The sequence below is a fragment of the Xanthomonas sp. NCPPB 2866 genome (genome assembly GCF_041475745.2).
Lineage (GTDB): Bacteria > Pseudomonadota > Gammaproteobacteria > Xanthomonadales > Xanthomonadaceae > Xanthomonas > Xanthomonas arboricola.
This window is the reverse complement of the sequence record NZ_CM192975.1, coordinates 2500992-2519194: the sequence shown is the minus strand read 5'-3', so window position 1 is coordinate 2519194 and position 18203 is coordinate 2500992. Positions and strand designations below refer to the sequence as shown.

Below are 18203 nucleotides of genomic sequence, written 5' to 3'. Positions count from 1 at the left end.
CTCGCGCTATTTCAGTTTTCCTCCGGTGAGCGCCCCGGCACCCTTGCCGCCAGCTTGGCCGGCGCTCTTGCTGCCATCGGAAAGTCCCTGGATGACGTGCCCGGCCCGAATCCCAACCCAGGTAAGGCTCGCCAGCCAGAATCCCGGCAGAACCAGGAACATCGTGCCCATGACGAACATCAGGAGCATGTCGCCGAAGGCGTTGTTCAACCCTACCAGCGGGTCAAAGTTGGTGTGCGGCCGGTTCCAGCCAAAGCCCCAGCCATAAAGCGCGTCCAGAATCGTTGAATCGATCCAGCGTGCGAGCTGGAACCAGAAGTCCGTGAAGAACAGCGCGAACTGCACGACGCTGACGGTGACGACCGTCTTCAGGTCGTAGGTGCCCACAACCAGCACGAGCGGGATGCAGATGACCAGCGCCATCTTCAGTAAGGCGAGGATCATGGGCAGGGATTGGCGCACGACATCCATGGCAGGAAACGCGGCAATCGCGCCGACTGCCATCCCCACGTCGCCCGTGGCGCGCGTCACGATGTTCGGCAGGGTCTTGTCGATCTGGCCGCCGTAGTCCGTATAGACGCTGCCCTGGTTCAGTTTCTGCTGCCGCGGTGACGCGATGGCGCGGATCACCGAATCGTCCACCTCGGCCCGGCTGAGGAACCCGGCCCAGCCCGCCAGGCGATTCAGCAGGGTCGGGTCCACTTGCCCCAGCAGCCGCGCGCGCAGGCCGTTGCTGCCGTCTGACCACCACTGCCTGCAGGTCGGGTAGCCGCCACCATTGGCAACCTGCGCGAGGCCTGCATCGCGGGTGTCGTCATAGGGCCATGCCTCGCGCGCCGTGCTGGAGCGGTAGCTGTCGTAGTAGCCACCCGTGTCCGTGAAAAAGCGCGAGCCGATCCAGGTTACGTCGTGCATCTGCTGCTCATCGAGATCCGGGCGCTGCATGAACAATTTGGCCCGCGCAGGCCCATAGCAATCCCGCGAGAAGTCCGCGACCTCCTGAGCCAGTACCGGGTCGTCAATGCGGGTCGCGTCGATCTCCATCCTCATCTGCCGCAGGTCCGTACCGCACGGGATCGCCGCTACCGAGGCGCTCGTGACGGCGCGCGAGAGCGCGTGCATGAAAGCCCACCAGACCGGCACCTTCGCCGACTGGTTGTTGATGGTGCTGAAGGACTGCGACCAGCCGGTTTCCGTGGGCTGCGGCACGCTGACCTGGCACTGCGCCGAGCGCGAGCTGTCGTACTGGATGGTGCTGAGGTCCACGTCGATGAACGGAATGCCCGCGAACATCACCACCACGATCGCGACGAACACCCGGTTCTCGATACGGGCGGCACTCAGAACGCCTTTGTTGCCCTCGTCAGCGCCTTCCGCGCGGGCCTTCAGCCACTCCTGCACGACGATGGCGACGAAAGGCAGCGCGAACACCCCGCTGGACACCAGCACGGCCCAGATACCGTTGTTGACGATCCAGGACACGAGGGTGAGGTAGTACTCCAGATAGTCGGTCGTGAAGAGCGTCATGGCCCCGATCTCCCCTCAAGCGGCCTGCATCAACAGGCTGGCTTCCAGCGCGACGATGGCGACGACGCCGGCGACCTCGGTACGGATCAGCCGGCGCCGCGCCTGCCCATCTGTCCCGCTTTGGTCTTCGCGGGCCAGCACCCGGCGGCGCATCCAGAACCATCCATAGGCCGTTGCCGCGTACACGCACAGCCGCCAGATGAAGAAATACCCTGCGGAGGCCGCCAGCCACCGTTCCCAGCCTGCAACGCTGCCGACCAGGTTGATGCCCGCGACGTTCGCCCCCACTGCGGCGGCAACGATAAGCACCAGCCACAGCAGCGTCTTCGCCGCGCGCCGGCTGAACAACCAGCGCAGCGGCCGCCAGGCCATGCGCGCCGGGCTCATGGCCGACTCCCCGGATTGCCCTTCTGGAGCTGGTCGAGACGGTCCGGCACAGGATCGCCCTCGTAGATGCCGCGCGAACCGGCCGCGCGCGCGCCGTGGCGCTGGATGATCGCCATGGGCGAGTTGTTCGCCAGTTCGCGCCGCAGCTCCAGTTCGGTCTTGAGGTTGCGAATCTCACGGTCGAGCGTGTCGCTCTCGTGGTTCACCGCCTCCACGGCAAGTTCGTTCGCCGCGACGTTGGGCTCCTTCTTGCCCGTGAGCAGCGTGCGCTGCAGCAGCAGCGCTTTCTCCAGCACGGATGCCAGCGCGACCTCGGACGCGAGGCGCTGCGACAGCAGGTGCTGGTCGGGCTCGTCGCGCAGCGCCTCGATCACGCCGCGCGTGATCGGCAGCGACGCACTGCCAGCTTCGCGCAGGTTCTCCGGCGTCGTGTTCTTGGCCTTGGTTACCAGGTCCTGGAGCGCCTGCAGCTTGGCGTCGTACTCCTCCTGGATCAGCGGCGTGAGCCCGACGCCCGGCGTCGTCTCGGTCTTGGTGCAGGCATCGCACGTGCGCTGCTCCTTCTCGCCGAGCACGCGCGTGGCCCACTCGACGGCAGCCTGCGGCGAGGTCCAGGTCTGGCACGAGAGACTGCTGCAACTGGCCGGCGCAATGGACGAGGTGTCGGTCACGCCGCGGCCGTTGACCAGGTTGTAGCCAGCGCGGGTGACATCGCCGACGACCTTGATCGCGGGCTGGCCGGAGCCGCCCGCGTTGCTGCCCCCGACCCACGGCACGCCGTCATTGCCGCGGCGCGTCTCGGCCTGCTCGATGGCCGAGACCGCATCCGTGCTCGACACGGCATCGCGCAGCGCCAGCCCTTCGGCCATCTGGCTCCAGCCGAGTTGGCCGCCCGCCGTTTCGGCCATCTTCTCGGCCATGGCACGGCACGTCAGCTTGCTGCGGTCGAAATCCAGCCGCGCCTGCAGCACGCCATTGGTGAGCAGGTTGTACAGACCGGGATCGGCCCGCTGGATGATCAGTGCGGGCAACGATGCCACCGCACTGGTGGCACTCTGGATCACCGACGACATGATTTGCTGGAAGCCGTTGGTAATGCCGTTAAGTTGGTTCTTCAACGTGGTCTGGATGCTCATGTCGCCGCAGATCAAGTTGCTGTTCCAACCCACGCCGACACCGATGGAGCGCATGCCGGCTGCACGTCCCATCGACACGGCGTTGCCGCCACCGATCGAGTACATGACGTCATCGCCGATGACGCTGCCGCTGGTCTGGTATCCCAGTTGACCCCAGGCCACGCCGCTGCCCAGCGCGAGCGCGCCGGCCAGTGCCAGGACGATCTCCGTGCGACGTACCCGGCGGGAGAACGGATTGAATGCAGGACGGAACTTCATGGCACCCCCTCAGAGGAAATCGACGCTGCCCAGGAACACCTGGCCCCGGCGCTCGCAGCAGGCATACGGCCGCCACAGCGCCCATGCGTAGTCGCCTTGCTGGGCCTGGGTAAGGAAGCCGCTGCGCGGGAAGACCGTGCAGGACGAGGACAGGACGGGCGTGAGTTCTTGCCACTTGCCGGTCGAGGCATCGCCCTCCATCAGCGCGCCGGCCGGCCAGTAGCCGTCACGGGAGTTGGCAAGCAACGGCTGATAGACGTGGATCTGCCCGCGGCGCGTGACCACATCGCCCGCACGCTGGGCCACCACTGCGCCGGCCTTGAAGTCGTCGGTCTGGTGCAGGAAGCCGCCACGGGGATACACGTTGCCCCAGAGATTCATCGTGGTACGGGCACCGACTTCGCGCCGGCCCGGAATCAGCGCTTCCGGGTAGGCCATCTCGGGCACGTTGTAGCGCCAGGCCAGCGTATCCAGGGTGCTGAGCAAGTACGGCATAAACGCCGTGCCCGCGCCCTCACAGAAGTAGCCTGACGAAGAGACGAACTGGTTGAACACCTCTGCGCCGGGGTGACCGATGACATCCGCGTTCTTGAATTTGGCGAGGCTGTTTTCGTGATCCTCGTTCGTCGTTCCGTCGCCGCCAGCTTGGGCGGACGGGTTGGGCGTGCTCATTGCCTGGACTTCGACCCAGGGGTTTTCTCCGGTATTCGAGTACGACGACACCACTGCATCGGGGATGTAGTGGCGCACCTTGATCGACGTGCGCACGGTGCAGCCCGTCCATGTGCAGTAGAGCCAGTAGCAGATGCCGACGACGCGGTATTCGAGGCAATCGGGCGATGCCACCGAGCCGATGATGGTCGCTGTATTGAGGGCGTAGCTGCCCGTGGCGCTGAGCAGCAGCAACGAAGCCACGCCAGCGCGCAGGCGGCGCATCAGGTCGAATGGTCGGGTCACGGCTGGGTCCTCCGGTGCTGCTCGATGCGCGCGACAGCGCGAGCCACATCCGGCTCGCCATAGACCACATAGCGCCTGTCCACCACCACGGCCGGGAGGCTGGTGATGCCGAGGCTCCATGCGTCGGTAACGCCTTGGTATGCGGAAGCGATGCGTCGCTGCAGATCGGCACCGCCGCCATTCAGCCGGCGCTTGACGATGGCCGTCGCCTGTTCGGGGTCGGTGGGCAGTCCCGCGGAAAGCTCCGCTTCAATCCTGTGGGCTTCGTCCAGCTCGATCAGCCGCTCGCCGCCCATGGTCTTGACCGGGTGGCGGCTGTCGGTGACGACCACCACGTCGGCGGCGAAGGTGGCCGGGCTGAAAACGGCCAGGGCTGCCGGCAGCGCCACGGCCCGGCCGAGGGTTCGCCAGCCCGGCGCGAACCTGGAAAGGGATGCTGTCATGTCGCGTGCCCTTGAAGTTGATCAGAGCAGTAGTCAAACGCGAAGCCGACGCGGCCCCAACAAACAATGCGCATCGCGCACTGCCCGCATACCTGCTTGTCTCGCGCCCATGAAAAAGCGGAGGCCGAAGCCTCCGCGTGGATCAGGGAGCCGATGCCGTCGCTACAGCAGGCCGGATTCCGCGAACGAGTACGGCGTGCCCTGGCCGACGATGAGGTGATCCAGCACCCTCACGTCGATCAGCGACAACGCGGCCCTCAGCGTTTGGGTCAACGCACGGTCCGCGCTCGACGGCTCCGTGCAGCCCGAAGGGTGTTGGTGAGAAAAAATGACCGCTGCCGCATTCAGTTCCAAGGCACGCTGCACGATCGGACGCGCATGCACCGAGGTCGAATGGATCGTGCCTCTGAACATCGGCTCGTAGGCCAGCACCTCGTGCATGCTGTTGAGGAACACGATGGCGAAGACTTCATTGGGCTCGGCGGCCAGTTTCAGGCGCAGGTAGTCCTTGACGGCGGCAGGCCTCTCCAGGGATGGCCCCTTCTTGAAGACCCGCTGCTCCAGCAGCGCGATGGCTTGCCGGATGATCCAGTCATCGGATTGGGACATGGGGGCAAAACGTGGCTCCACGCAGGAGTCGTTGGCGACGAGAGACATGGCGGACCTCCAGAAAGTGAGCGGAGGGCGCCACCCTGGGAGGGCAAGCCCTCCTGGGGATGGAAACAGCGGAACAAGGTGCATCCATCACCGCGCGGCGGTGATTGTTCGCGGCCAGGATGCGAAAGCGAACGGGTAGCGGTCAGCGCGGCGAGCCGCGCCGTAGCCTTCAAGACCGAGGGCTACCTGGGCATGTCGCCGACAACGTCGGCAGGCATTTCGGATGTGGGGGTGGCGGGCGAACCCGGCGCGTCGCTGGCCATTTCCCCGGCCGCCAGCAGGTCCATGGCCGAGAGCAAGGCATCGCCCTCGATCGGCCCCTGCAACAGGATGGCCTGGCCCGTCTGGCGATCGAGCAGTCGCAGCGACGGCGTGGCGGTCACGCCGCTCTTGGTGGCTTCCGCGGCCTGCGCGCGGATGGCCACGTTGGGGCGCTCGCTAGCCATGCACTGTTCGATGGCTGACGTTGTTTCGGGGTAACGCAAGCCATCGGGCAAGCCCTGGCCGTCGCTGCGCGTGTGGGCATAGACCCATTCGACCGCCTGCCAGAACGCCGCATGCCCGCCCGCTTCGGCGGCGCACTCGGCCAGACGTGCCTCGGCCGACGCGGCAGGCTCGTGCGCGGCCAGCGGCTGGTGATGCCATTGCAGCGCCACGTCGGTGTTGTTGCCGACCCAGCGCTTGAGCTGCGGGAAATACTCCCGGCAGAACGGGCATTCCAGGTCGGCATAGAGCGTCAGCGTGAAACGGCCTTCCGGGTTGCCCATCTGCCAGGGTGGCCCAGCGACCTGCGCCGTGCTGACCGGCGCGCGCGACGGCGCTGAGGATTCGCCGGGCGTCCGGGACACCAGCCAGATCAGCAGCAGCGCGACCAGCGCAGCAGCCAATACCCAGGGCCAGCGAGGCCGCCAGCGGCGACGGCGGAACGCCTGGACCTGCATCGGAATGGAAGGACGTTTCTGTTCCATGGCGTTCTCCGGTTTACGACAGTTCCAGGGCCGGCGACTCGATGCCGCGGGCCTGGTCGATCTTCTCGGCCACCTTGAAAGCCGCTTCCAGTTCGGTGCAGCCGTACTGCTGCATGAGCTGGTAGCGTTCGGCCTTCTCCTCGGGTTCTGTCTGCGCGAGGGCGAGGTACAGGGACGGCGGCACGGCGCGGAACAGCACTTCCATGCTCTTGGAGAGGATGACGCCTTCGGTGAATTTCCCCGCTTCCTTGCGCGCCGAAAGCATCAGCGCCTTCTGCGCGGGCGAGAGTTCGCGGAACCGCGCGATCTTCTCAACTTCATCGGGCGGCATGCTGAGACAGATCCACCACTCGATCATGTTGAGCATGGGCTCCGCGGCGCGCGGCAGGTCGTCGATGTTCTGCGTCGCGAGCCAGAACCAGGCCCCCAATTTCCTCCACATCTTTGTAATTTTCACGACGTAGGGCGCGAGCAGCGGGTTCTTCGTGATGATGTGGCCTTCGTCGGTGACGTTGATGATCGGGCGTCCCAGGTATTGGTCGCGCTCGGCGATGTTGTTCACCGTGCTGATCAGGCTGATGTAAGCGATGGAGAGCTGCGCGTTGTAGCCCTCGCGGGCGTATGTCGCGAGGTCAACCAAGGTGATGTCGGCTTCGGGCCACGGCGTGCCGTCGCGGTCGAACATTTCGCCGTCCGTGCCTTGACAGAACATGTCCATCGCATCCGCCATCTCCAGCAGCCGCACGCGGCGCATTTCGGGCAGCGTCGGGTCCTGGCCGCGGGCGCGCAACGCGTTGCGCACGTCGCGCGTAAGCACCGTGCGTTTGTCGGCCACGCAGTGCTCGGCGGCGTCGAGGATGCACTGACGGATCAGCGAGCGGTCAGCCCGCGTCATCCGGGCTTCCTCCTTGTCCTCTCCGCCCGTGATCATCAGCCGCGCCGTGATCTCCAGTTCGCCGAGCACGTCGCGCTGCTCGTCCGCCTCCATGGCCGAGGCATCTGGTGGCGGGTCTTCATCCAGCGCGTCGGCGTCGAGCGTCTGCACGTCGCTGGGCGTCTCGATCAGCCGACGCGCGTCTGCGAATGGCGCGAGGCTGATGCCCGAACCTGGGGCCAGCTTGACCCGGTTTACCGTCAGCCCGAGCATGCGTGCGAAGTCGCTGAACAGGCCGAAGCTGTTGCCAGCCTCCACGATGAACAGCCGCGGTCGGTAGATGGCCGTGACCTGATTCAAGAGGTTGTTGAGCGTGGCGCTCTTGCCGGAGCCGGTGGGGCCGAACAGGAACAGATGGGCGTTCATCTGCCGATCCAGGCGGCTGAGCGGGTCGAAGGTGATCGGCCCGCCACCGCGGTTGAACATCGTGATGCCCGGGTGCCCCGTACCTTGAGCGCGGCCCCACACCGGCGACAGGTTCGCCGCGTGCTGAGCGAACATCAGTTGGGTGTACCACTTGCGCCGATCCTGGCCGGGGTTGTAGCAGCATGGCAGCCACCGCAAGTAGCTGTTGAGCGGCGCCACCTCGTCGTCCTCGCGCACCGGCTGCAAGCCAGCATTGAGCATCACGTTCGCCAGGTCCAGGCCGCGCCGGTCCAGTTCCGCTTCGTCGCGTCCGCGCAGGTAGAATGCCAGCGTCCCCCGGTAGAGCTTGTGTGCGCTGCCGATGAGGGAGCGGGCTTCCTGCACGTCCTTCAACGTCTGCTCCGACGCCAGCGTCTCGCCCACGGCCTTCTTCGCCAGGTGGTTGAGATCCGCTTCCAGGACATCCTGCGGCGTGGCGACCATCGTGAGACACAGCAAGGTGTCTTCCGGCATCTGGTCGAACAGCGTGTTGATGGCATCCCCTTTGCGGGTCTCGCCGGTCAGGTGTCCGGTGCCGGGCGGCATGCGCAGCCGGTCGGTGATCAGCACGCGGTGCGGCATGCCGTCGAAATACCAGGTGCCGTGCTCCACGTCGGAGCGTGGCTGGCCGAAGAACAGCCGCTGGCTGAAATCCCGCCCGCTCGCCAGCTCGATTTCGCCGGCCTCGCTTTCTTCGGTGCTGTCGGGGTAGCGCGCCAGCGCGTAGAAGCGCTCCCGGTCCTCTGCACTCGGTCCAAGCATCGCCGGGCGCGGATTGAACCACCGCAGCAGCCAGTCGTGGACGTCGGCTGCGACCATGCGCCGTGCCTGGATGCCGGCGTTCGCCAGGCCGCCGCACAGGCGGTCGCAGACGATGTTCAGCATCTGCTCGGGCGTCTGGCCGCGGCGGCTTGCCTGCCCAGTTGCACGGCGATAGATCACCATGCGCACCCGCCGCGTCTGGCCGCGCCAGCGCAGCCGCGTGACCACCGTGTCCTCGAACAGGCCGCCCGGCTTGGCGACCGCGCGCAGGTGGTGGCCGAAGAAGCGCAAGTAGAACTCGGTGAAAGCGGTGCCGCGGGCACGCGGCTGCACGTAGTCGCGCAGGGTCTGCATGTACTGGTCGAAGCTGGGCTCGTCCTGGGCATAGAGCTGGAGTACCCAGGGGTTTTCGTCCAGCTCATCGAACGAGTCCTGGAGCGCGTTCTCCAAGGCATCGCGGGCATGCGCGAGCCAGCCGGGCTCCCGCCCCTCGGTGCCCAGCGGCACCAGCTCGTAGAAGGCAGCGACCGACTGCCCATCCTCCAGCAGCATGGACTTCGACTGCGGCAAGAACTCCACCCAAGGCAGCAGTTCCGCGAACGACGGCGCGACGTCGTACAGCGCCTGCTCGTCGGCTACCGTCGCCGGCCTGCGGCCCTGGACCGCTGCGCCGGGTTCAGGGACGCCGGCCTGGCGCAAGGCCTCGACGTGGCGCTGCCAGCCGTCCGGCTTCTCTTCGTCGCCGGTGCCGGATGCGGCCAGCTTCGGCCAGGGAAGTTCCCAGCGCATCAATAGTCCTCCAGCCGTTCACCGGGCATGGCGTACTGCACGCGCTGGTACAGGGGGAAGACCGTCGTGTAGCCCGGAACCGGCACGGGGTCCGTGCCCGCCAGGTGCGGGTACACATACATGACGAGATCGGGGTTGGGCAGGCGCTGGAACTGGCGATAAACCTCGTTGCGCGCCGTGCGCGTGTAGCGCATCTGCTCGACGGGCGCAGCCTGCACATCGGCGTCGGTCAGCGGCCGGCGCAGGCTCTGGCGCGCGTCGAGCAACTGCCGGCGCGCGACCTGGCCGGTGCCACTGCCGCCGCCACCCGTTTCCTGCTGCCAGATGTCCATCATGGTGCGGTCGCTATGGGTCAGCAGTTCTTCCTTGCTGGTGGCGCAACCGCTGAGCACGGCGACGGCCGCGGCCAGCGCGAGGCCCTTAATCGAGTTCGAGCGCATGGCTTTCTCCTGCACGGTGATCGACGCGCCGGCCTTCGGGGTCGTGATCGATGGCCAGCGGCTTTTCGAGGTGGACGGCGACCTTGGCGCCTGGCTGCACATAGACGGCGGCGAAAGCCTGTCCGTAGAGCTTGTTGACCCAGGTCGACATGTCCCGGACGCCGCCCGCGAGGATCTGGCCGACTGCTTCCTTGCCGCTGATGCCCACGGTGCCGATGGCGCCGTCCGAGCCGACGTAGGACATGCGGCCGCTGTCGCTCTCGATGAGCGAGGCCACGCCGGCTCCGGCCGCGGTGATCAGAGCTTGCGACCCGAGGTACTGCTGGGCGTTGCTGCGCCGTTCGCCGCTGACGCACGGGATGCCGTGCGGGTCGCTGATCCAGCCCAGGCCGTCGCGCTGCTGGTTGTTCTGCTGGTTGCCTTCGCGGTCTTCGGGAATCGTGCGGATCGTGCCGTCGTTGAAGACGAAGGTGATGCTGCGAACCTGGCCGCGCACGCACGAGAGCGTCCAGTCGCCCGATGCGGTTCCGGAGAACACCGCGCCGGCCACGTCGGGAATGTCGATGCCGTTGGCAGTCAGATTGTCCGGCCCGACCAGCACCTTGAAGGGGTACGGATCGTTCACCGTCCCGTCGATCGGCACGCGCCCAATCAGCGCCGTCATCGCCACGGAGCCCATCAGTGTCGAGTTGGTCGGCACGGTATAGACCGGCTTGGCGCTCTTGACGCCTGCCGCACCTGCGCCGGCGTTCGCCACGGTTTCCGCGGTGGTTTCCAGTGTGCTTTGTGCCGGGCCGAAGCTCGTCGGGAAGCTCATGCCGCTGCCTGCGCCACGACTGCCATTGCGGCCCTCGGCCTTCTTCGCGTCGTCCGGTTCGACCCAGCGCATGCCGCCTTCCATGCCGGCCTCGTCGCCGCCGCGCAGCCCCAGGCCCACCGGCAGATCAGCGTGACCGCCGCCGCGCCCGCCAATGCTGTCCAGGCGCCGCTGCAGGTCGGCGAGCAGCCCCTCGGTCTGCTGGCGCGCGCTGGCCGCCTGTTCCTGGTCGCGGCGCAGGTTGGAGCGCTCGGATTCGAGGGCCGAATTGATGCGCTGATCAATGGAGTTCTCCCGCTGGCGCAGCCGCTGGTTTTCCTCGCGCTGCGACTTGTTGTCGGTCAGCGCGGTCTGAAGCTCGGTGCGCAACTGTTTCACCTGGGCGACGAGCGTTGCCACGGTATCGCGCGGGGTATCGCCTTCGATGCCCAACGCCTTCATTTCCTCGGGCGTGAGCTTGGAGCCAGCATCCGCGGCGGGCGGTGCCGACGTGCTTCCACCGGAGAACAGCCGGATGGCAACGAACAGCACCAGCAAGGCGACCGGGATCATCAGCCACTTGAGCAAGCCGTTACTGCGCATGGCGGGCCTCCTTGCCATCGTCGGCTTCAGCTTCCCGCTGCGGCAGATGCACGGCCGGGTCGAAGCGGTGGATCGCCGGCAGCAGCGATTGCGCGAGGCCGTGCCCGCGCGTCACCAGGTACAGGACGGTCGTGTCCTCGGGCGTCCCGCGCGGTCCGAGCGCTTCGTGCTGGAAGGTGGCGGTGAGGAAATCGCCTTGCAGCACGCGCGGGTCGAGCGTGACCCAGCCGCTGCTGCTGTTGGTCAGGCGCACGGCCGTGACCCACTGGTCTTCCAGACGCCACGACGCGAGCGCGACCGCGCGCACCGGCAGCGTCGGCATCAGCGTGCCGAGGTCGAGGTCACGGCGCAGGTTCACCCGCATGACGCCAGGCAGCGACTCCACAGTGCGCAGCGGCGCGTAGAGGTTCTGCGCGGCGAAGCGCGTCAGGACGACCGGAACCGGGGTTTCGCGCCGGGTCGCCCGCGTACCTGCTTGGTCCTGGGCGCGTGCCGGGGCCTCATCGGCACCGCCTGGCTGATCGCCGTAGCGCGCAGGGGTGCTGCTGCCCTCGACGATGCGCACCGGCTCCAGCTCGGCTTCGCCGTCTTTGGGCGGCTCGGCCGCAATGTCGAGCAGGATCAGCGCGCCCGTGTCGGCGTCCTGCAATTGCAGCCGCGTGGGCTCGATCGGCTCGCTGGCGCGCAGGTACACCGCGCCACCTGCGCTCTGCACGCGCAGGCGTTCGCCCACGCCTGCGGGCACGCCCACGCGGACGTTCCGGTCGATGAACACGATGCGCTCCTGGCCGACCTTCAGCGGCACCGCCAGCGGCATGCGTTCCCACCGCAGAATCTCCACCGCCTGGGCGACGGGTGCCGCGGCCACGGCCAGCAGCCCCAGCAGCACGAGTACAGGATGCTTCATGGGGTGTTTCCTCCTTGGGGCGCTTGCGGAGACAGGCCGCCAGGTGCCGGGCGAGTCGGCTCCGGTGCGCTGATGCGCTGGGGCGCGCCGTCGTAGCAGTCCAGCGCCAGGCCGAAGGGGTTGCGGGCGGGATCGACGTCCACCCGCGTGACCTTCACCGGGTAGCGCACGAGCGCGCGCTTGACCTGCTCGGCGCCGTAGTACTCGTCGGCGGTGATGTCGAGCGTCACCACCCAGTCGCGGTCGGAGACCACGCGCACGCGCGCCGTGGGGTCGTCGCCGTAGCCGCGGCCGGGGATCTCATAAATCCCGCGCACGCGCTGGCGCAGCTCGCCCGTGGAACGGCGGTAGTCGTAGTCCGCGCGCAGGAAGGCCTGGCAGGACGGGGTAAGGTACGGCGAGAGCGTGTGGAGGTTGCGCGGATAGTCCTCTTCGCCGTTCGTCGGCCAGCGGTTGAGGGTCTGGAACACGTAGAACGTGAACGCATAGACCGATTCGGGCGGCACTTCCCACCACTTGCGGGTACTGCCCGAGCGCAGGTCGGGCGGGACGTGGATGGTCAGGTCGCGCGGCGCGCTCCACCAGCCACCGCCCATGACCAGGGCGACGATGACCAGCGCACCAGCACCCAGGCGAAGCGTCTTGATGTGCGCCTGCAGGTGGGTGATCTCGTTCTTGAAGCGGCTCATCGTGCCCCCCTTGCAACGGACCTTCGGGTGGACCAGAAGCCGGAGCGCGAGATCAGCACGTGGCCGCCTACCCATCCCGCCATCAGTGGATGGCGCGTGGCGATGCGCCATTGCAGTTGCCGGTACAGCCAGGTGTCGGGGCGCCCGCGCTTGAGCCGGCGCAGGATGCCGCCGCCGATGAAGACGCCCAGGGCCACGCCCAGGACGACGAACGTCGGCGCGATGGCGATCGTGCGGAACACCCAGGACAGCGGCGCGCCGACCAGCAGGCCGGCGGCGCCGGACAGGCCGCAGCAGATCCACAGTTCGTCGGCGGTGAGGCCGCGCACGACAACAGGGTGGCGGTTGAGCCGATGCGGAAGGAACGTGACCGTCCCGTCCGCACGGACGTGCTGCTGCTCGGACATACCGGCCTCGCCTTACAGGATGCCGGTGGCTTCGGTGAGCAGCCAGATGCCGATCACGAGCAGCACGGCACCGATCGCGACGGTGAGGCCAAACTGGCCCCAGGTCTTGCGGCCGGTGTGGATTTCCGCGTAGGTGCCGTAGGCGTGGTAGCAGACGCCGATGAACATCGACGCCACGACCAGGAGGGCTACGAGCATGATGATGTCGTAGCCGTAGTTCCTGATCGTTTCCATGATGCCGTTGCCGGTGCCGCGGGTCGGGTTTTCCAACTGCGGCAAGCCTTGCGCGAACGACAGCGCGGGCAGCGCGGCGGAGCCCAGTGCCACAGCGGCGCGCTGGGCAAGGCGGGAATGGAGGATGCGGTTTTGCATGGTCGTGCCTTTCAGGTCAGGAGAGGAGGAAGAAGCTCAGGACGAGGTACATCGCGACGAAGCGGATGCAGACGCCGAGGAACTGGCGCTGGTTGAGGCGGCTCTCGGACCACCCCACGTAGGCCGTTCGGATGGCCCAGACGCCCCAGACGAGGAGCACCGCGAACACGGCGCCGACCAGGACGGTCGCCATCGCCGAAGGCGCGATGCCGCTGTTGGCTTGAAATGCCGAGACCTGGGCGCCGTTCATGGCTTGGCTTCCGTAGTCGTCGGCGATGGCGAAGCGGACCGCTCGGTGCGGTAGTCGCTGGCCAGTTCGGAGGGGTCGCGCGGCTGGGCACGCGACGGTGTGAGATGGGCCTGGATGCCGGCGCGCACGCGCGCCAAGTCAGCCAGCAACCGCGGGTAATCGAAGTGGTAGCGCTCGCCCGGCTGGATGGGGGCACGCGCGGCGCTGTCGGCGACGGTGCGCTCCAGCGCGTCGAGTTGGCGCAGCGCGGCGACCAGCTCCTGGCGCTGTGCGGGGGACTCGGCCAACGCCATCGGGGACTGACCCAGCAGCAGGGCCGTCACGAGAAAAATGGGCACGCCGCGATGCGCGGCGCGCTGCCAGATCGGAGCCAACATCGCGCCATTCCTGTGTGATCAGAATAGTGCGATGGTGGAGTTCAGGGTGACTGCAGGCAGCAAACAATAGGAAACTGCGCTGATCGGTTTGATTGGCAGCGTGCGTCCAGTTCGCTCAGGGAGTGGTCGTCAGGCCAGAATTCAAGAAGGGAATTTCCACCGGCCGCGTGGCAAAATATCAACGCTCTTACAAAGATCCAGGATAAAAATGCAAGGACTGACCTTTAGAACTGATCAAGATTTTGAGGAAATTTGCTGCTACCTCATGAGGGACTGGGTCGCGCGGAATATGAGGTATGACGTGCAATTCAGAAGATACGGCGGAAATGGGCAAAGGCAGCATGGCATTGACATTTTTCCTGCCGTTGGCGGCTACTCAGTGTTTGGGCAGGCAAAATTTGTTAATCAACTAAACTCTACAGACGTTACGGCTGAGTTGAGTAAGACCGATTCCTTCCCTGAGCCGATTGGTTGTTATGTGATTTTCACAACGGCAAATCGCCATACCAGCATAAATCATCATCAGTTCCATGGCACTCAACACAAAAGGCTGGATGGATCGATTTTTCCGGTTCACGTGGTCTATTGGGGTGAAATTTCTGATATTAGTTTTATCCCACAAGATGTCTGTAAGAGAATTTTCCCATCAGCATTTCAAGTTGCCAGGAGCGCATTAACGCCTCAGCAGATGGCGGATTCCATAGCCACACTTCAAAATATTGTTCCTTCATATTTCAGGTCTGACTTTCTCGACTGGCTCGAAACATGGGACTTTTCATGTGGTTACATTCCATCTGTGCATTATGACGCCGTGGACAATCTTTACATTGAGTTGGATCGGGTAGGATGGGGAATGAAGGGTGTCAATGATTTTTTATATGCCCAAGGTCGCATTGACTTATCTCGTGCGCTTCCGGCTGGCGATGCCTTCTTTTATGCTCTCACTGAATTTCGAGATTCAATATATAACTACATAGCTTTTGTACGCGGACAGGATGGGCAGGGCTACGTTACATTGCAAGGAATGGATGGGCGCGGCGCAACAGATTTCCCAAAGATTACAGAGCAGTGGAGCATGAGGGCGCGCCATTTGGCCAATATGTATCGCGAGAAAATCCTTGGTCAGCAAATTCAATAAATAAGAAATACTGAATGAGTTGCCTAATGATCTGGTTTCTCTGTCATCACAAGTATTTTTTGAAGCTGCCCGCAGTCAGGCTCACGGCCAGTCCCAGCAAGGCTGCGCTGGGCAGCAGGATCAGCAGTGGATGCACAGAGATCGGCAAGGCCAGGTACGTGACCCACGGCAGCACGGCCAGCGGCATCAGGCTCGCCTTCGCGCGGTGGTAGATGAAGCCGGATTCCCGGCCTGCGCCGAACCGGCGCACGTCCCGCCGCACAAGACCGTCGATCAGGCCGACGAACGCCGCGGTGCAGATCAGCGGCAACGTGAGCACCAGAACCAGCAGGCGCACCAGAAACGTGAGGGTGGTGAAGGCCGCGGCAATCAGGTAGTTCTCGGTCCAGACATAGACCTGGCTGATGTAGTAGCGAAAGTTGCGCCCCCCGTCCTGGATCCTCCCGTGGCTCGGCGCGCGGGCGCGCTCGGCGGTCTGGCTCATGCGCTCCAGCAGCCCGGAGCGAACGAATACCCATTCGTAGCCGGTATCCACCAGTTCGTGCGCGGTGCGCCCCGGCTCCTGCACGACGACGCTGCGCGTGAAGTGGCTGGACAGGTGCCCCAGTTCGTACTGCAACATCTGCTGCGAGTGCCGCCAGCCCTGGTCCTTCCAGAACAGGTGCATGCCGACGCACTCCACGACGATCGAGAACAGCAGCGAGCCGATCAGCACCCCGAGCAGCCGGAACGGCAAGGTGATGGTGCCGACGATCAGGCCCTGGCGCTGGTTCTGCTCCCGTTGTGCAGTCGAGGCGGCGTCCTTCATGGCGAGGCCTTGTTGCCGGTGTCCTCGTCGGTGGCAATGGCCACCGCGGGAGGTTCGGCCGCAGCGGCGTCATCCAGCAGGTCGTCGGGCAGGCCCGTGTCCTGCAAGGCGGGGGAACTGGTGAACTCCCACCACTGCGTCGCTTCGCTGTAGCTCTGGCGCATGTACCCGGCCAGTTGCTGCAAGTCTGCCGGCATCACTTCGTCCGGGTCCGGCGCCGGCAGCGGCATGCGCACTTTCCAAAGCTGGCCGCCCTGCAGCAACGCGAAGCACTGGCCTTTCGGCAGGCCGACGACGTGCGACGGCTCGATCATCGGCACGCTGGACATGCTGATGCGGTCCTGAGTGTTCGACGTGAAATCCGTCGCCCCGCGAATGTCCGAGCTGTCGGTCGCGCCGCTGACGATGGTGGTCGTATAGACCTCGACCTTCGGCAATTGCCGGGTCAGCAGTTCGGCGGTCGCGGTCTCGCGCACGCGCAGCATGAACAGGTTGTTGAAATTCCCGATCACCTGGCCTGCCTTCGCGCGGTTGCCGATGCGGGCCTCGATGTCCGACAGGGTCTGCGTGTACGCAGTGACTTGCAGGCCGGCACCGCCGCCCTTGTTGATCAGCGGGATGAACTCGTCGCCCATCAATTCGTTGAACTCGTCGGCATGGACGTTGATCGGCACGCGCGCACCGGCCGATGCGCCCGGCAGGCCATCGTCGATCCCATGCTTGTAGATATGCCCGGCGACCGACACGAGATCGCTGAACATCGAGTTGCCGACCGCGGTGGCGACCTCGGCGTCGGAGAGCGCATCCAGGCCCACATAGACGATGGCCCTCTTACGGATGATCTGCATCCAGTCGAAGATCGGGCGCGGGTCGGCCAGGTCGGAGTAGTTCGGGGCCAGGAGCTGCGCGATCTTGCCGCTAGTGAGCTTCTCCAGCAGCGGCAGCAGCGATGCGACGATCTTGTCGAAGTACGTCTTGTCGTAGCGAACCGCCGAGCGCAGGCCATCCAGCACCGGGTCGTAGTTGCGCGCCTGCGAGAGGTACTGCTCCAGCGCCACCACGCGCTTCTCGCGCCCGATCATGTTGCGCGGGATGTTCTTCTCGTTGAGCTTGGCCTCGATCTGGACGATCACCTCCCAGGCCCTGGGCTCGGTCTTGGCGAAGTAATGCTGGGCGTACTCGATGAACAGCGCGTCGATGTTGATGACGTGCCGTTGGATCAGCATGTAGTCGGGCCGCTGTCCCAGCTCCACCAGGGCGCGGGCAATGATGTTGACGAACCGCCACGCAAACTCTCGGAAGGCGGCCGAGTTGCCTTCACCGGAAAGCTGCCCCGCAACGCGGGTGGCGACTTCCGATATACGCCCGAATCGCCCCACGGCGTTGTAGCGCGCGGAGATGTCCGGCCATCCCAGGTGGAAGACGTAGAACTCGCCTTCGCGGCCGGCGCGCTTAGCCTCGACGTACATCCGCTTCAGGAGATCGGCATCGCCCTTGGGGTCAATGACGATCACCACCTCGTGCTCGCCCGCGGCGTTCACGCGCCGGATGTCCTGGGTCACGAATAGTTCGGCCAGCCGGGTCTTGCCGACGCGCGTCGTGCCCAGCACCAGCGAGTGGCCGACGCGCTCGCCCAGCGGCAGGCTGACGTCCATCTCCTCGGGTTCGATGCCGTGCAGGCGCGGCAGGCCGCCCACAGGCGGCAACGGCCGCACCGGGTTGAAAGGTACGTCCCAGCCGGTGAGTTTCGACAGCCGGGACAGCGGGAACGGCGCGTACTCCAGCCGTTCTTCCAGCCGTCGCGCCAGCCGGTAGGCTGGTGTGGGCTCGACGTAGCGGCGGAACTCCGGCCGGTACGTTTGCATGAGCCTATGGGTGTGCTTCTGCTCCCACAGGAACCCGCGCCCCACGAACAGCCGCTGCTGGCTGACCGGCACGTCCTTGCTGGTCATCACGTAGCGCGGCAGGCGGCGGATGTTGCGCCGGTAGCGCAGGATGACGCGGGCATCGCGGTAGCGGATGGCACCGTAGGCGCCGAACGCCAGCGCGCTGCCGACGCCCATGGACGGGCTCAGCGCGAGCGACCATGGGGCCACCAGGGACAGAAACGCGGCGCCCGCGCATGCGGCAACGGTGTATAGCTCCACCGCTGGGCGAAGCAGTACCTCGACCGGCTGTTTCCCCGACATGGCT

General features: G+C 65.7%; 19 protein-coding genes. 1 reads left to right on the top strand and 18 read right to left on the bottom strand.

Going from position 1 to position 18203, the window contains the following annotated elements:
* Positions 1-6 precede the first annotated feature (6 nt).
* The 16 genes from ACCQ04_RS10740 to ACCQ04_RS10665 form a co-directional block, all read right to left on the bottom strand.
* A complete protein-coding gene (locus ACCQ04_RS10740) occupies positions 7-1527 on the bottom strand; it encodes a conjugal transfer protein TraG N-terminal domain-containing protein (protein ID WP_003821126.1) in 1521 nt (506 codons plus the stop codon).
* A gap of 15 nt (positions 1528-1542) precedes the next feature.
* Complete coding sequence (locus ACCQ04_RS10735; protein WP_003821125.1) at positions 1543-1914, bottom strand: hypothetical protein; 372 nt, start codon at positions 1912-1914, stop codon at positions 1543-1545.
* Entirely contained in the window at positions 1911-3308 is a 1398-nt protein-coding gene (locus ACCQ04_RS10730) for an integrating conjugative element protein (protein WP_003821123.1), read from the bottom strand. The genes ACCQ04_RS10735 and ACCQ04_RS10730 overlap by 4 nt, the downstream gene beginning before the upstream one ends.
* A gap of 9 nt (positions 3309-3317) precedes the next feature.
* The gene (locus tag ACCQ04_RS10725; RefSeq protein ID WP_205301664.1) at positions 3318-4244 is read right to left on the bottom strand and encodes a TIGR03756 family integrating conjugative element protein; all 927 of its coding nucleotides are present in this window, start codon (positions 4242-4244) and stop codon (positions 3318-3320) included.
* 17 nt (positions 4245-4261) lie between these two features.
* Entirely contained in the window at positions 4262-4708 is a 447-nt protein-coding gene (locus ACCQ04_RS10720; protein ID WP_003821119.1) for a TIGR03757 family integrating conjugative element protein, read from the bottom strand.
* Between the two features lie 162 nt (positions 4709-4870).
* Positions 4871-5365 (bottom strand): JAB domain-containing protein, encoded by a 495-nt coding sequence (locus ACCQ04_RS10715; RefSeq protein WP_003821118.1) that lies wholly within the window; start codon positions 5363-5365, stop codon positions 4871-4873.
* A 182-nt stretch (positions 5366-5547) separates the two neighbouring features.
* Complete coding sequence (locus ACCQ04_RS10710) at positions 5548-6333, bottom strand: DsbA family protein (RefSeq protein WP_012614069.1); 786 nt, start codon at positions 6331-6333, stop codon at positions 5548-5550.
* A 13-nt stretch (positions 6334-6346) separates the two neighbouring features.
* Positions 6347-9223: a conjugative transfer ATPase gene (locus tag ACCQ04_RS10705; protein WP_003821116.1), complete on the bottom strand. Its 2877-nt coding sequence runs from the start codon at positions 9221-9223 to the stop codon at positions 6347-6349.
* Complete coding sequence (locus ACCQ04_RS10700; RefSeq protein ID WP_003821115.1) at positions 9223-9663, bottom strand: TIGR03751 family conjugal transfer lipoprotein; 441 nt, start codon at positions 9661-9663, stop codon at positions 9223-9225. Before ACCQ04_RS10700 ends, ACCQ04_RS10705 begins: the two co-directional genes overlap by 1 nt.
* The gene (locus ACCQ04_RS10695) at positions 9644-11062 is read right to left on the bottom strand and encodes a TIGR03752 family integrating conjugative element protein (protein WP_003821113.1); all 1419 of its coding nucleotides are present in this window, start codon (positions 11060-11062) and stop codon (positions 9644-9646) included. The genes ACCQ04_RS10700 and ACCQ04_RS10695 overlap by 20 nt, the downstream gene beginning before the upstream one ends.
* Positions 11052-11969, bottom strand: coding sequence for a TIGR03749 family integrating conjugative element protein (locus ACCQ04_RS10690; protein ID WP_033962596.1), 918 nt, complete (start codon positions 11967-11969; stop codon positions 11052-11054). The genes ACCQ04_RS10695 and ACCQ04_RS10690 overlap by 11 nt, the downstream gene beginning before the upstream one ends.
* On the bottom strand, positions 11966-12658 hold the full coding sequence (locus tag ACCQ04_RS10685) for a PFL_4703 family integrating conjugative element protein (RefSeq protein WP_003821110.1): 693 nt from the start codon (positions 12656-12658) through the stop codon (positions 11966-11968). The genes ACCQ04_RS10690 and ACCQ04_RS10685 overlap by 4 nt, the downstream gene beginning before the upstream one ends.
* On the bottom strand, positions 12655-13065 hold the full coding sequence (locus ACCQ04_RS10680) for a TIGR03750 family conjugal transfer protein (RefSeq protein ID WP_003821108.1): 411 nt from the start codon (positions 13063-13065) through the stop codon (positions 12655-12657). Before ACCQ04_RS10680 ends, ACCQ04_RS10685 begins: the two co-directional genes overlap by 4 nt.
* Positions 13066-13077: 12 nt before the next feature.
* Complete coding sequence (locus ACCQ04_RS10675) at positions 13078-13392, bottom strand: TIGR03745 family integrating conjugative element membrane protein (protein WP_425279593.1); 315 nt, start codon at positions 13390-13392, stop codon at positions 13078-13080.
* 61 nt (positions 13393-13453) lie between these two features.
* Positions 13454-13687 carry a TIGR03758 family integrating conjugative element protein gene (locus ACCQ04_RS10670; protein WP_003821106.1) on the bottom strand — a complete coding sequence of 78 codons (234 nt, stop codon included), beginning with the start codon at positions 13685-13687 and terminating at the stop codon, positions 13454-13456.
* Positions 13684-14064, bottom strand: coding sequence for an integrative conjugative element protein, RAQPRD family (locus ACCQ04_RS10665; protein ID WP_003821105.1), 381 nt, complete (start codon positions 14062-14064; stop codon positions 13684-13686). The genes ACCQ04_RS10670 and ACCQ04_RS10665 overlap by 4 nt, the downstream gene beginning before the upstream one ends.
* Before the next feature lie 208 nt (positions 14065-14272).
* Between ACCQ04_RS10665 and ACCQ04_RS10660 the strand changes: the two genes are divergently transcribed.
* Positions 14273-15202 (top strand): hypothetical protein, encoded by a 930-nt coding sequence (locus ACCQ04_RS10660; protein ID WP_003821104.1) that lies wholly within the window; start codon positions 14273-14275, stop codon positions 15200-15202.
* A 46-nt stretch (positions 15203-15248) separates the two neighbouring features.
* On the opposite strand, the gene ACCQ04_RS10655 is transcribed toward ACCQ04_RS10660, so the two are convergent.
* Together ACCQ04_RS10655 and traD are read right to left on the bottom strand one after the other, a co-directional pair.
* Positions 15249-16010 (bottom strand): TIGR03747 family integrating conjugative element membrane protein, encoded by a 762-nt coding sequence (locus ACCQ04_RS10655; RefSeq protein WP_003821103.1) that lies wholly within the window; start codon positions 16008-16010, stop codon positions 15249-15251.
* Complete coding sequence (gene traD / locus ACCQ04_RS10650) at positions 16007-18199, bottom strand: type IV conjugative transfer system coupling protein TraD (protein ID WP_003821101.1); 2193 nt, start codon at positions 18197-18199, stop codon at positions 16007-16009. The genes ACCQ04_RS10655 and traD overlap by 4 nt, the downstream gene beginning before the upstream one ends.
* Positions 18200-18203: the final 4 nt, after the last annotated feature.